The 14,121-nt window shown below is 41.1% G+C and carries 14 protein-coding genes; 8 read left to right on the top strand and 6 right to left on the bottom strand.

Annotated elements, in window-relative coordinates; translation table 11 throughout:
• Positions 1 to 326: 326 nt before the first annotated feature.
• The gene (locus CRJ00_RS04295; protein WP_099365651.1) at positions 327 to 926 is read right to left on the bottom strand and encodes a DUF1543 domain-containing protein; all 600 of its coding nucleotides are present in this window, start codon (positions 924 to 926) and stop codon (positions 327 to 329) included.
• Between the two features lie 64 nt (positions 927 to 990).
• Here CRJ00_RS04295 and CRJ00_RS04290 point away from each other — a divergent pair, with 64 nt between their 5' ends.
• Positions 991 to 1,860, top strand: a complete 870-nt coding sequence (locus CRJ00_RS04290) for a serine hydrolase (RefSeq protein ID WP_099365650.1) — start codon at positions 991 to 993, stop codon at positions 1,858 to 1,860.
• Between the two features lie 498 nt (positions 1,861 to 2,358).
• Here CRJ00_RS04290 and CRJ00_RS04280 read toward each other — a convergent pair whose 3' ends face one another.
• Genes CRJ00_RS04280 through pdxH form a run of 3 tightly spaced genes read right to left on the bottom strand, consistent with a single transcriptional unit; the run spans position 2,359 to position 4,737 of the window.
• Positions 2,359 to 3,558 (bottom strand): NADH-quinone oxidoreductase subunit D, encoded by a 1,200-nt coding sequence (locus CRJ00_RS04280; protein WP_099365648.1) that lies wholly within the window; start codon positions 3,556 to 3,558, stop codon positions 2,359 to 2,361.
• Between the two features lie 35 nt (positions 3,559 to 3,593).
• A complete protein-coding gene (locus tag CRJ00_RS04275; protein WP_099365647.1) occupies positions 3,594 to 4,085 on the bottom strand; it encodes an NADH-quinone oxidoreductase subunit C in 492 nt (163 codons plus the stop codon).
• Between the two features lies 1 nt (position 4,086).
• Positions 4,087 to 4,737 (bottom strand): pyridoxamine 5'-phosphate oxidase, encoded by a 651-nt coding sequence (pdxH, locus tag CRJ00_RS04270; RefSeq protein WP_099365646.1) that lies wholly within the window; start codon positions 4,735 to 4,737, stop codon positions 4,087 to 4,089.
• A 132-nt stretch (positions 4,738 to 4,869) separates the two neighbouring features.
• On the opposite strand from pdxH, the gene CRJ00_RS04265 reads away from it, so the two are divergent.
• From CRJ00_RS04265 to CRJ00_RS04240, 6 genes are all read left to right on the top strand, one after another.
• Entirely contained in the window at positions 4,870 to 5,436 is a 567-nt protein-coding gene (locus CRJ00_RS04265; RefSeq protein WP_099365645.1) for a YqgE/AlgH family protein, read from the top strand.
• Between the two features lie 41 nt (positions 5,437 to 5,477).
• Positions 5,478 to 6,740, top strand: a complete 1,263-nt coding sequence (locus tag CRJ00_RS04260) for a PQQ-dependent sugar dehydrogenase (RefSeq protein ID WP_099365644.1) — start codon at positions 5,478 to 5,480, stop codon at positions 6,738 to 6,740.
• A 209-nt stretch (positions 6,741 to 6,949) separates the two neighbouring features.
• Positions 6,950 to 8,185, top strand: coding sequence for an ROK family protein (locus CRJ00_RS04255; RefSeq protein WP_099365643.1), 1,236 nt, complete (start codon positions 6,950 to 6,952; stop codon positions 8,183 to 8,185).
• A 66-nt stretch (positions 8,186 to 8,251) separates the two neighbouring features.
• A complete protein-coding gene (locus CRJ00_RS04250; RefSeq protein ID WP_245153220.1) occupies positions 8,252 to 9,016 on the top strand; it encodes a 5'-nucleotidase C-terminal domain-containing protein in 765 nt (254 codons plus the stop codon).
• Positions 8,991 to 9,947 (top strand): metallophosphoesterase, encoded by a 957-nt coding sequence (locus CRJ00_RS04245; protein ID WP_099365642.1) that lies wholly within the window; start codon positions 8,991 to 8,993, stop codon positions 9,945 to 9,947. The genes CRJ00_RS04250 and CRJ00_RS04245 overlap by 26 nt, the downstream gene beginning before the upstream one ends.
• A 63-nt stretch (positions 9,948 to 10,010) precedes the next feature.
• Positions 10,011 to 11,255: an MDR family MFS transporter gene (locus CRJ00_RS04240; RefSeq protein WP_099365641.1), complete on the top strand. Its 1,245-nt coding sequence runs from the start codon at positions 10,011 to 10,013 to the stop codon at positions 11,253 to 11,255.
• Between the two features lie 17 nt (positions 11,256 to 11,272).
• On the opposite strand, the gene recR is transcribed toward CRJ00_RS04240, so the two are convergent.
• Both recR and CRJ00_RS04230 read right to left on the bottom strand, forming a co-directional pair.
• Positions 11,273 to 11,887: a recombination mediator RecR gene (recR, locus tag CRJ00_RS04235; RefSeq protein WP_099365640.1), complete on the bottom strand. Its 615-nt coding sequence runs from the start codon at positions 11,885 to 11,887 to the stop codon at positions 11,273 to 11,275.
• 25 nt (positions 11,888 to 11,912) lie between these two features.
• Positions 11,913 to 13,190: a Gfo/Idh/MocA family protein gene (locus CRJ00_RS04230; RefSeq protein WP_099365639.1), complete on the bottom strand. Its 1,278-nt coding sequence runs from the start codon at positions 13,188 to 13,190 to the stop codon at positions 11,913 to 11,915.
• Positions 13,191 to 13,372: 182 nt separating this feature from the next.
• On the opposite strand from CRJ00_RS04230, the gene CRJ00_RS04225 reads away from it, so the two are divergent.
• On the top strand, positions 13,373 to 14,077 hold the full coding sequence (locus tag CRJ00_RS04225; protein ID WP_099365638.1) for a TIGR00730 family Rossman fold protein: 705 nt from the start codon (positions 13,373 to 13,375) through the stop codon (positions 14,075 to 14,077).
• The last annotated feature ends 44 nt before the right edge of the window (positions 14,078 to 14,121 follow it).

Raw genomic sequence — 14,121 nt, 5'->3', positions numbered from 1 at the left:
ATGGTCCTTTGAAACGTCGATGCCAATGAAAGAGTGGGGATTGTTTGCCATGTGATCTGTTTTTTATAGTTTTGTACAGATTACCTAGTTTTTACCCCATCGATCCTAGTCCTTAATAATGGGTATTGCCCTAATTGTTATCTGGTCACTAAGGGAAAAAACGGTAGCGGATTTGATCATTGCCTAGGTATAAAAACCTTCACGGAAAGAGAATTTGCCGCTACCGTTTTAGGTAATCTTTCTAAAAGGCTAACTTAAACAATTAACCCTTTCTATTATTATACAAATCTAAAGGACGGTTATAGTTCCGCAATAACGGAAATGTTTTACCCTTCCAACTTACTTAATTTTAGATAACCGACTTCCAACTTATCCTCATCCATATCACCCCCAACTCCATCTCCCCCTACAACCTCTTCAAAAACCAACTTATACTTTCTCTTCATCTCCTCCGTCAACAAATCTTCCACATTATAAATATCATCCACATCAATCCCATATTTATCATCAATATGCGATGATTCATGATGTTTCCAAAAGACCGTTTGTTTAGCGATCCTACTCGCTTCTGCCAAATCTTTTGCAACCACCAATTGTTTATAATGATATTCTTCCATATCATTCGGCTTATACCCACCCAAATTCACAAAAAACAAACTATTCCTTCCCGATACAAGCCCCTTTTTATCCAAACCACTATCATCAACTGTTTCTTCGATCTTTTCCTTTACTAAAACTTTAAAGCCCCCAACCCTACTTACCTTCCTCCAGGAATCAATGTGCATCTTCCCATTCATCTCCGGCCAAAATGCTTTCAGAGCAGGAACAAGGTCCTTTAGCTCCTCTGAAATTCCGAAAAACACATCGTGTTGCTCAATATATCTACCAAGCGGTTTCCCTCCAATAACCAACATATATAATTCCATAGCAGTCTAATTTTAATTTCTGATTCCTTAACTTAGAAATCAAAATAACCAAAAATTCTAATCCATGAAAAAACTGATCGCTTTTTGCTGCTTATTATTTGTTATAATTGGAAATTCCCAAGCCCAAAAAATCGACAAAAAGCTAACGGCAAAAATTCAGCAGGAGATCAATGGTTTCCGCGGTGATATCGGTATCTATGTCAAGAACCTTAAATCCAAAAAAGAAGTTCGAATTTCAGCAGACAGTATTTTCCCGACAGCCAGTATAGTTAAAGTTCCACTTTTGGTTGGAATTTTCCAGAAAATAGACGCCAATGAAGTTCAATTGGAACAAAAATTCATCTATAGCGATAAGAGAACTTATGGTGGATCAGGATTGATGCAGTTTTATAAGGATAGTGCGCAGACGGATCTTTCAACCATGATTTCTCTGATGTTGACCTATTCGGATAATGTGACATCGATCTGGATTCAAGAATTGGCTGGTGGTGGTCAGACCATAAACCCATTGATGGATAATCTTGGATTGAAAAATACAAAAGTGAATTCCAGGACGGCAGGTAGAGAGGATATCTGGAAAAAATATGGTTGGGGACAAACTACACCTTATGAAATCGCTCATTTATTTGAATTGATTAGGGAAGGAAAGGTTATTTCCGAAAAACAGTCGGATAAGATGTATAGGTTTTTAAAGAACCAGTTTTATAATGAAAGGTCCTTATCTCAGATTCCTGCTATTTATGCGACAATCAGTAAGACGGGGTCGGTTAATGATGCACGGGGTGAGGTTGTTTTAGTGAATGCGCCGCATGGAGATATTGTGTTTTCGATTTTGACGAAGAATAATAAGGATCAAAGTTGGACAAAGGATAATGAGGCTGAAAATTTAACGAGAAGGATTGCAAAGATAATTTGGGATCATTTTGAAGGATAAAGGTCTTACGTCATTGCGAGGTCCTTCGTCATTGCGAGATCCTTCGGCATTACGAGGACCTTCGTCATTGCGAGGAACGAAGCAATCTTTCTTCCTGTCATGCTGAGCGTAGTCGAAGGATCTGTACGGGTACCACATGTAGAAGCTTCGACTTCGCTCAGCATGACATGCGTAAAGATTGCTTCGTCGTGCCTCCTCGCAATGACGGGAAAAGTTTCTCGCAATGACTGGTAAAATTCCTCGCCATGACGAATACGCACAAATACGCATAAACGTACAAATACGCATATAACTATAAAAAAGAAAGGGAAGCAATCTGGCAATTGCTCCCCTAACTATTAACCAATTATAAACTTAAATTATGAGACAGCAAATATAAATATTATTTACATATCTCAAATATATTTTTTGCGCTTTTTTGCACGTTTCATTTTTTAACCGTCCAACCATTGCAACCATACCCTACCTATCCAACTCGCCAACCCTTACCAATAATTCCTACCTATCCACCTCACCAAGCACAATATCAATAGAACCCAATATCGCAATCAGATCCGCGATCAACACCCCTCTTCCCAATTCCGGCAAAACCGATAAATTATTAAAACTTGGTCCTCTTGCCTTCACCCTACGAGGAATATCCGTCTTTTCCGCCGTCACAAAATAAAATCCCAATTCACCTTTCGGATTTTCTGCCCGAACATAATAATCCTGAGCTTTTAGGTTTACCTTTTTAGGAACCAAAGCCCGCGGATCAAAATTTACCGTCCGTTTAAAATCCCCCATCAATCTTTCCAAACACTGCTCAATAATCCGCACAGACTCCTTCACTTCATCCACCCGCACCTTATACCTATCCCAACAATCGCCCAAAGAACCCATCTCTCCTTTTCCCACAGGAACATCAAACTCAATTTCCGGATAGACCGAATAACCATCCACCCTCCTCAGATCCCATTTGATACCCGATGCACGCAGCATAGGTCCTGAACAACCATAATTAATGGCTACATCAGCAGGCAAAACCCCGATATTCGCCGTCCGCTGTATAAAAATCTCGTTATTGGAAAGTAGTCCATCCAGCTCCTGCAATTTAGGCTTGAAATAGTCCACAAATTCCAAACAACGCTCCTCAAAATTCACCGGAAGATCATAGAAAAGCCCACCGATCCAGATGTAATTGTACAACATCCTCGATCCCGAAGCCCATTCCAACATATTCATGATATGCTCCCTATCCCTAAAACACCACATAAAAGGTGTAAAAGCCCCAATATCGATCCCATAGGTTCCAATAGCAATCAAATGCGAAGCAATACGGTTCAGCTCACAAACCAAAACTCGGATATATTCTATCCTTTTCGGAATCTTATCCTGTATACCCAACATCCGCTCCACTCCCATCACAAAAGCATGACTATTGTTCATGGAGGCCAGATAATCCAACCGATCCGTAAAGGGAATGGTCTTCGTATAATTGATGGACTCCGCATGCTTATCAAAACACCGGTGCAGGTAACCCAGATGAGGAATGATATCCTTAACGATCTCCCCATCCGTAATCAATTCCAAGCGTAACACTCCATGTGTAGAAGGATGTTGCGGCCCCATATTGATCACCATTTCCTGAGAGAAAACCGAATTGATCCTCTCCTCGTAATCCCGAAGACCCTGTGTATATTTTTCGTCGATGCTCATCTTAAATAGGAAAATCTATTTGGATTCAATAATAATTACTTAATAGGGATTTGATGGTAAGACTCTGGATCCTGATAATCCTTACGCAAAGGATACCCCTCCCAATCATCAGGCATTAAAATCCTCCTCAGATCAGGATGATCGGTAAAAAATATACCCATCAGATCAAAGATTTCCCGTTCATGCCAATCGGCTGTTCTCCATACCGATGTAACAGAAGGAATTTCCGGAAGATTGTTCAGGCTCCGATCATTTGCCAGCTTCACTTTCAAAACGCATTGCGTTTGGTAAGGAATAGAACTTAGGTGGTAGACCACGTCAAATTCAGCGGCCGGATGAAAATCCACCCCCGTTATGTTGGCCAAAAAATCAAAATAGAAACCTTCCGTATCACGCAGCAATTTGGCAGCCTGCAGCAGATAATTGGGATCCAAATAGATGGCCGGCTGAAGACCATGGTCCTGAAGGGTAACAATTGCCTGCTCCCCTAGATTCCCCAGGATTAATTCTTTTACTTTTTCAAACATGCTATGGTGCTATACGATTGATGGACCAAGATCCATCTTCCTGCTTATAAACGATTCGATCATGAAGCCTGCTGCTCCTACCTTGCCAAAATTCCATCCGATAAGGCTTCAATAGAAATCCACCCCAAAAATTAGGTCTTTGGATTTCCCATTCACCCACTTCCGCAGAAACCTCAGCCACCCGATGCTCCAATTCTTCCCTATTATTGATGATGGCACTCTGCGGACTGGCAATGGCGCCAATCTGACTCCCTCTTGGTCTCGAAGAAAAGTATTCATCGGATTCTTCTGGAGCCAATTTTTCTACTTCAGCCTCCATACGCACCTGCCGCTGTAATTCCGGCCAGAAAAACAACACCGATACAAAGGGATTGGCGACAATCTCTTGTCCTTTCCGACTATTATAATTGGTGAAAAAGCTGATGCCATCCGTTTTGATATCCTTCATCAATACAACGCGCGATGAGGGTTTCCCGTCTACAGAAGCCGATGATACCACCATGGCTGTAGGCTCGGTGACTTCACTAACCATAGCTTCAGAAAACCATTTCTTGAATTGATCAATCGGATTTCCCAAAACTTCATTTTCGCTCAGACTGCTTTTGGCATAGTCTTCACGTATAGCCGCAATTTCTTTATGTTCGATGGACATGACGCTAATGTATTTGCTACAAACTTAACGAAATATCCATTTTTTAATAAAAATGATATTAAAATTATTACTATTTTACAATGGAATTAAAATCAAAAAACTATATTTTTGGTTAACATACATCTATACATTATGTTCAACGAATTTATACCTAAGACAGGAAGTTTATTGATTTCAGAGCCTTTCATGCTGGATCAGAACTTCGAACGTTCGGTCGTATTATTGTGCGAACACAATGATACAGAAGGAACGGTAGGCCTAGTCCTCAATCACCGATCCATGCTCTATCTATCTGATGTACTGGATGGTATGAACAACACGGAGATCCCCCTTTATTTTGGTGGCCCAGTAGAAGGAAATGCCCTCTTTTTTATCCACAAAGCTTTTGACAAACTCCAAAGTGGCAACCATATTGTCGATGACCTGTACTGGGGCGGAGATTTTGATCGCTTAAAGGAATTAATAAACAACAATTTACTGAACCAAGATGAAGTTAAATTGTTCTTAGGATATTCCGGATGGAGTATCGGGCAATTGGATCAGGAAATTAAACAGAACTCCTGGGCGGTGCATAATTCCTTTAATATCGATCTTACCTTCATCAATGATGGGGAAGATCTTTGGAAGGAAACCATCATCAGTATGGGACCGAAATATGCCCACGTCGCAAACTTTCCGAAGCGTCCGGAGTTTAATTAAAAAGATTTACACAAAATATAACAAAAAAACCTCACCTCACCATGAAGAAACAGCTTACAAGTGCTTTGGTTTATGCAACAGCAACCGCTTTTATTTCATGTTCCGGAACAAATAATAACGGAACAGAAATCAAAGACAGTTCAACTATTGTTCAGGATACGACCAAATATCCTCCAGTTGAAACTGGCAAAGCAAATACAGATTATAAACCTGCTTTTGAAGGTCAAACCCGAATTGCAGGTGTCAAAACAAAAACTCCATACGAAGGAAAGGTCATTGCACAAGGATTGAAGAACCCTTGGGGAGCAGCCGTTCTACCTGATGGAAGAATATTGGTAACCCAACAACGCGAAGGGAACATGATCATATTGGATCCTACAACCGGAAGTGTTAGTGCACCGATCACTGGATTGCCAAAAGTAGATTCTGATGGACAAGGCGGTTTATTAGGCCTTACTTTGGATCCAGATTTTGCGAGCAACCGTATGGTGTACTGGGTGTTTTCTGAACCAGTAACTGGTGGTAACCATACTGCGGTAGGTAAAGGAAAGCTTTCTGCCGATGAAAAAACAATTGAAGGCGCTACGGTTATCTATCAAGCCTTACCTACCTACAAAGGAAAACTGCATTATGGAGGAAGGATTATCTTTGACAAAGAGGGCAACTTGTTTGTATCCACTGGCGAACGTTCGGATAAAGAAACCAGACCTCAAGCGCAGCATTTAAATTCTGCTCTAGGTAAGATTGTACGTATTACCAAAGATGGTAAAGCGGCATCAGGAAACCCCTTTGCCAATAACAAAGATGCAAAACCAGAGATCTATTCCTATGGGCATAGAAATACGCAAGGATTGGCGTTCAACCCAGTTACGGGAGATCTTTGGAACTCCGAATTCGGCCCACGTGGAGGTGATGAGATCAACATTGTGAAGCCAAGCCTTAATTATGGTTGGCCGACGATCACCTATGGTATTGAGTATGGTGGACCAGCCATTGGTAACCCGCCTATCCAACAAAAGGATGGTCTGGAACAACCTGTATATTATTGGGATCCGGTATTATCTCCGGGAGGAATGGTATTCTATACAGGATCCAATATCCCAGAATGGAAGAACAACTTATTTATTGGTGGTCTAAGCAGTATGCATATTGCAAGATTGGTGATCGAAAATAATAAAGTGGTTGGAGAAGAGCGATTATTGGCTTCTGAAGGCGAAAGATTCCGGGATGTTATCCAAGGAAAAGATGGAGCCTTGTACGCTATTACAGATGGCGGTAAAGTCTATAAAATCGACAAAAAATAATACATCATTATTAAAATATTAGCCGGACTAAATTTAGTTCGGCTTTTTTTTTGAAAAATACTAACACTCAATGACTTAAAAAAATTAATAAGTTTGTTATTTTAACATTTTTTTAAGAAAAATATGCGACGATTTTAAAATTATTATTTATTTTAGAGAAATTATTAACCATACACAAATTAATTATCGGAATACAACACTTCTCCTTTATGAATGCAGTCGATCAATTATTAACCCCGAATACCATTAAGAGCAGAAAGTCAGCAAAGATTACCAAGAATAAAATGGCTTTATTACAGGCCATCTATGCTGCCGGCAAAACATCCATAAACGATCTGATGCGCGAATTGAGTCTCAGCTTTCCGACACTGAGTGTCATGTTGAACGAATTATTGGATCAGAAATTAATCCTTCAGGAAGAACGGGGTGAATCTATTGGCGGCAGAAAACCGAATCTTTTTCAATTAAACCATAACCTATTTAAAATCTTAACAATTGAAATCACCAGGTTTACGGTTATGCTGGGAGTTCTCGATAACAATTCCAATCTAGTTACACCCATAAAAACCTATGGTTTTAAGATTTCAAAAAACCTGAATAAACTATCCAGCTTCAAAGCCATTATCGAAGATTACATGCAGGGATATCCCGAAATATGGAAACAATGCTCTGGAATCGCTATCTCCATGCCGGGTCTGGTGGATGAAAAAGCGGGAAACAACTATACCTTTTTTTATGAACCTGACTTTCAGTTAGCATCAGATCTTGAAATAGAATTCAACAAGACGGTGAGGATCAGGAATCAGGCCAAGGTAAACTGCATGGCTGAACAATTTTTTGGCCCTTTAAAAAGAAAAAACAATGCCTTGATCATTCAATTGGACTGGGGTATTGGGCTAGGCATCATTGCCGATGGAAAAATCTATTCGGGAAAGAATGGCTTCTCAGGCGAAATGGGGCACATATCCTTCAAAGAAGAAGGCGAATTATGCTATTGTGGGAAGAGGGGTTGCTTAGAAACGATTGTTTCTGGTTCTGCGCTTGTCAAACAGGCCAAAGAAGATATTCTCAATGGCACTCCAACGTTGATCAAATTGGAAGGCGAAGAACAAGAACTGTTACCCATCCATATTATTCAAGCCGCATTGGAAGGCGATCAATATGCGATTCAGCTGATTTCTTCTCTAGGAAACAAACTAGGGCGAGCTATTGCGTTATTTATCCAGGTATTTAATCCGGAGACTATTCTGTTGACCGGCGAGTTTACCAGGGCCTCCTCCATCCTGTCAGCATCCATACTCCAACAGGTTCAAACATATTCCATGACCAAATTGGCAGACAATTGTGAATTGATCATATCCGAATTGGGCGATCGTTCCATTTCCCTGGGTCTTACCCGATTATTCATGAACAAATATTTCGAAGAGCGCTTAGGATTAAATTAACCAAAAAATAACAGCCATTTTTTCGTATTGTTGGCAATCTTAATAACTTTGCATAAAATTATTAATATGAAGACATGGTTTTCTACCTATAATTTGCTCTTCCTTTCCGTTGGTCTACTCGCACTAAGTTCCTGTAAAACCACCTACTACCAATCTACTGTTAGTAATAAACAGATGATTGCTATAAACAATAGTATCGTAGAGGACACGGCGATCAGCAATTATATCAACCCATATCGTACGCAATTGGAGGCAAAGATGAATGAAGTCATTGGCATTTCCACCGAGAATATGATCCATAATCGTAATCTCCCAGAAAGCCTATTGAGTAATTTCTTTGTGGATGCAATGATGGGAATAGGTAGAAAGATCGACCCTGAGGTTGATTTTTCCATGGCTACAAAAGATGGAATCCGTTCCAACATCAAAGCTGGAGATATCACCGTTGGCACCATCTTCGAATTCATGCCTTTTGAAAACCTTTTTGTGGTACTGGAATTGAAAGGTTCCGATGTATTACGACTGGCGGATTTCATTGCCGAAAGCAATGGGCAGCCCATTGGCAATGCACAAATTCTGATCAAGGATAAAAAGCTGCAGGATTTCAAGATCGCCGGCAAAAATATTGATCCCAACAAAACCTATAAGCTCATCACGTATGACTTTATTGCCAATGGTGGAGACCATGTGAGGGGATTGGAAAACCCGGTCAAGAAAACCACCTCTACGCAGTTGGTCCGCGAAGGCTTGATCGATTATATACAGGGAATCAGCAAATCAGGTAAAAAAATAGAATCGAAATTAGATGGAAGAGTTAAAATCATTCAATAGAAGAGATTTCTTAAAAGGAATGCTTGCTCTAGGAGCAACAGCTACCCTTTCAGGACTTCCTAGCACTAGTTTTGCCCGTGGAAAAGAGGTAAAGATTACGATACTACACACGAACGATGTGCATAGCCGTATCGACCCATTCCCGATGGATGGGAGCCGTTTCCAAGGTCTTGGTGGAGTAGCGCGTAGAAGCACCTTGATCAAAAAGATCCGTGGCGAAGAAAAGAACGTCCTTTTATTCGATGCTGGCGATATTTTCCAGGGAACCCCTTATTTCAATGTCTTTGATGGGAAATTGGAACTGGAACTGATGTCTAAATTAGGATACGATGCAGGAACATTCGGCAACCATGAATTCGACAATGGACTCCCTGGTCTGTTAAAGCATTTTGACAAGGCGAATTTCCCATTTATAACTTCCAATTACGACTTTACCGGAACCATCATGGAGGGCAAAACCAAAGAACACGTGGTTTTTACCCGAGATGGCGTAAAGATCGGGGTATTTGCTGTTGGTGTCAATTTAGACGGCCTGGTGGATCCTAATAGTTATAAGGGTATGAAGATCCTAGACCCGATCGAAGTAGCCAATAGGATGTCCAAAAAGCTGAAACATGACCTGAAATGTGATATCGTCATTTGCCTGTCGCATATTGGTTATAGCTATGAAACAGATCAGCCTTCTGATCTGAAGATGGCACAGCAAACTCGAGATATCGATTTGATTATTGGCGGACATACCCATACCTTTTTGGATAAACCAACAGAAGTCAAGAACTTGGCCGGCCAGATTACCCTGGTCAACCAAACGGGTCGCTCTGGTGTGAACTTAGGAAGAATTGACATCATCCTGAACAAACAGACCGGTAAGAAGCGTTTGGAATCTGTAGCCTATCAGATCAATTCTTCGTTGGATTCATCCAACGCATAATCTTGCAGACATAGCTATTTTTTTAATATGCCCTGCAAAGGGCACAGCTAATCTATTACCCAAATGAAAACATTCTTAAAACTCTATATTGATTCTTACAGGGGGCTTTCCCCGGCAGCCTGGCTGCTAGCCTTAGTGATGCTGATCAACCGAACAGGTTCCATGGTTATTCCCTTTTTGGGAATATACATGTCCTCCGAATTGGGTTTTTCAAAGCCCCAGATCGGTATTGTATTGGGCTGTTTTGGCTTGGGTTCGGTATTTGGATCTTGGCTTGGGGGCTGGCTGACCGATAAATTCGGCAATTTCAAGATTCAGCTATGGAGCTTGATCCTGGTCATCCCTTTGTTCCTAATTTTGCCACAGTTCCGTAGTTTCCATGGACTTGCGGTCATGATTTTCCTGTTAACATTAGTAGCCGATACCTTCCGTCCGGCCAACTCCGTTTCGGTTGCTCGATATGCAAAACCAGAGAATATTACCCGCGCCTATTCCCTTAACCGGATGGCGGTCAACCTGGGATTTTCCATTGGTCCAGCTTTGGGAGGTTTCCTTGCGAAGATTTCCTACGATTGGATATTCTATGGTAATGCCCTGGCTGCAGCCGTAGCCGCTGTGGTATTTATCTACTTCTTCCGGAATAGAAAACCAAACGTTGCAGCTGAGAAAGAAAGTAATCAGGCAAAAGAAACCGAGGTGGAAATAGCAGAACAGAAACCTACTCGAAATGCCTATTCAGATGGATTGTTCATCATATTTAACATCATCTGTGTATTCTTTAATATGGCATTCTTCCAATTGTTGGGAACCCTGCCCTTGTACTATAAAGAAATCCATTTATTAGAACCTGACCAGATTGGCCTGTTATTAGGATTCAGTGGTTTTGTGATCGTACTTTTTGAAATGATTTTGGTCCATATGGTGGAGCATCGCTTTTCGGTCAAACAGATCATGCTCTGGGGGACGGTTATTGCGGGGATTTCCTACATGATGCTGAACGTAGATTATGGCATTCCATGGTTGTTTCTTGCCATGTTCCTTTTATCCACCGGAGAAATGCTCACCTTACCTTTTTTGGCAACAGTTTCCATATCTCGGGCAAGCAAAAGCAACCAAGGTGCCTATATGGGTTTTAATTCCCTTTCATTTGCAGTTGCCAATGTATTCTGTGCGTATCTAGGCACCTATATAGCCGAACATTTTGGCTATAACATCCTATGGACAGGAGCAGGAACCACCTTATTGATCTGCGCCCTTGCGTATTATTGGATCATTAATAAAATGGATAAGGAAAAAGGCTTAGCCTAAGGGTAATAGGTTTTAATTTACCCTACATTTCGTTCATAAGGTACACGTGTGGCAATGGATCTACCCAAGGTGATCTCATCCACATATTCCAGTTCACCTCCGAAGGAGATTCCTCTGGCAATGGTACTGATCTGCAGTTCAAATTCGCGGAGCTTGCGGTATAAGTAAAAGATAGTGGTATCTCCTTCCATGGTGGCACTGAGCGCCAAAATGACTTCCTGGACCTGTGAATTCCGTAAGCGTTCGATCAGACTCTCAATTTTAAGATCTGCGGGCCCAACCCCTTCCATTGGGGATATCAAACCACCTAACACATGGTAAACGCCATTGAACTGATTGGTGTTTTCTATCGCCATCACATCCCGGGTATCTTCCACAACACAGACCAAAGAATGATCTCTTTTCGGGGAAGAACAGATTTCACATACCTCCAGATCGGAAATATTGTGGCAGGTACGACAATATTTGATCTCACTTTTCAATCGATCCAAGGAAGAAGTGAATTTTGAAACATCAGCATCCGCTTGTTTCAAGAGATGCAATACCAGACGAAGGGCAGTTTTTTTACCGACGCCTGGTAACTTAGCAAATTCTTCTACCGCTTGTTCAAGAAGTTTGGAGGAAAAGTTCATTCCACAAAATTACAAAATAATTAAGTTAGAAATCCAAATAATCCCACTTTCCTCGGTAAGGTCTTGATTTCAGGTTATTGGCAAAAGGATTGTCAAATACCTCTTTTTTCGGATCCCATTGTATTGTTTTCTGTAGTTGGTAAGCGATATTCACCGCATTACAAACCGTAGCTGTTCGATGCCCAATTTCCACATCACAGATCGGTTTAGAACGTTTTTTGATCGCATCCACAAAATCCCTGTAATGGTTTTCCGAGTAGTACACCTTACGATCCTTTTCAGCGATCGCTGATTTTGGAAGATTGGTCTTATCCGAAGTCAAAAATTCTCGGGCTACTTCGATCTTCCCTTCGGTACCTATAAATTGAATAGCATTGAATTTCCCCCAGGACTTATGATGCACTTTCACCCCATTCTTATAGGTAAAATAGAGTCCTTCTTTAGCTTTTGGTATATCCGGAGGTGTAAAAGACACAGGCCCGGAGTTATCCATCCCAAGGGCCCACTGAACGATATCGAACATATGTGCGCCCCAATCGGTGATATAACCACCCCCGAAACCATGGTACAAACGCCATAACGCCCATTCTGGTGCATTTATAGGTGGACTTAGGATGGGATTATAGCCTCGGTATAGAGAAGGGCCAACCCAAGAGTCCCAATCGAGGTGTGCAGGAGCTTCCATTGAAGGCAGATCACATTCCACTACAGGTTCTCCGATAGAGACATTGACTTCCTTGATATCACCGATATATCCATTACGGATCAAATCAGCAGCATGCCTAAAATTATGTTGAGAGCGTTGCATGGAACCCGTCTGCAGCACCCTTTTATATTTCCGGGTGGCATCCACCATAGCTCGGCCTTCATCAATGGTCAGCGCCAAAGGCTTCTCACAATAGATATCTTTTCCCGCTTTGGCCGCATCCACTACATGCATGGCATGCCAATGGTCTGGAGAGGCGATCACCACCGCATCGATATCCTTTCTGGCAAGTAGATCGCGGTAATTCTTAAACCCTTCTACTTGCTGGCCTGATTTTTCTGCATTCCGTTTATTGGCAGTATTTAGGAAACTGTTCAGTTTCGTACTATCCACATCCGCAGCAGCGAGCACCATCGTTTCCGGAAGGCTCATCAATCCATTCAATAAAGTCCCCACCTGCTTACCTACCCCAATATATCCCAAATTGATCCGATCACTGGGTGCCAGAAATCCATTACCTCCCATTACATGACGAGGAAGGATAGTAAAAGCCGCCGCACCAAGTGCAGCACTGCTGATAAATTTTCTTCTGTTCATTTAGGTTTTATTTGTTTTTAAAAGAACTAAAACGTTTTTTGGTTAATTAATTAAATATAATTATTCCGATTTAATAATCAAAAAAACTACTGCAAACATTTCTTGAATTTTAATTATTATGCTATATTACAACAAACAGGAAAGGCTATTTTTAAAAAGCCTGCTGTTTATAATTTATATTTATGACGCAAAATGACAGAATATTAAGTTCCTTCGCCAACAAGACTTGGCAGGAAATAAAAGTAAAGGACTCCTGGCAGATCTTCAAAATCATGGCGGAGTTCGTGGATGGATTTGAGAAATTGGCAAAGATTGGTCCCTGTGTTTCCATATTTGGATCGGCAAGAACTCCGGATGAACACAAATATTACCAGATGACGGTACAGATTGCCAGTTTATTGGCAGAACGTGGATATGGTGTGATTTCAGGTGGTGGACCAGGTATTATGGAAGCTGCAAATAAAGGGGCTTATACCGCTGGTGGTAAATCCGTAGGATTGAATATTGAACTGCCACAAGAGCAGTTCCACAATAAATACATCGATAGGGACAAACTATTGGAGTTTAATTATTTCTTCGTTCGCAAGGTCATGTTCATGAAGTATTCGCAGGGATATATTGTGATGCCTGGTGGATTCGGAACGATGGATGAATTGTTTGAGGCCGTTACCTTGATCCAGACAGGTAAGATTGCCCGTTTCCCTATTGTCTTGGTAGGATCAAGCTATTGGTCCGGATTGTTTGATTGGATCAAAGGAACCATGCTGACGAACAAATATATCAGTGAAGAGGATTTGAATCTTTATAGGATGGTGGATACGGCAGAGGAAGCTGTTGAACACATCTTTAGGTTCTACGATAAGTATTTATTGAAACCGAATTTTTAAAATTTATTTAAAAAAAAACGGGCAAATCTTTCGATTTGCCCGTT

The organism is Sphingobacterium sp. 1.A.4 (genome assembly GCF_002734245.1).
In the GTDB taxonomy this organism is placed as follows: Bacteria; Bacteroidota; Bacteroidia; order Sphingobacteriales; family Sphingobacteriaceae; genus Sphingobacterium; species Sphingobacterium tenebrionis.
The sequence above is the reverse complement of the archived record's forward strand: the minus strand, read 5'-3'. Positions and strand labels throughout refer to the sequence as shown.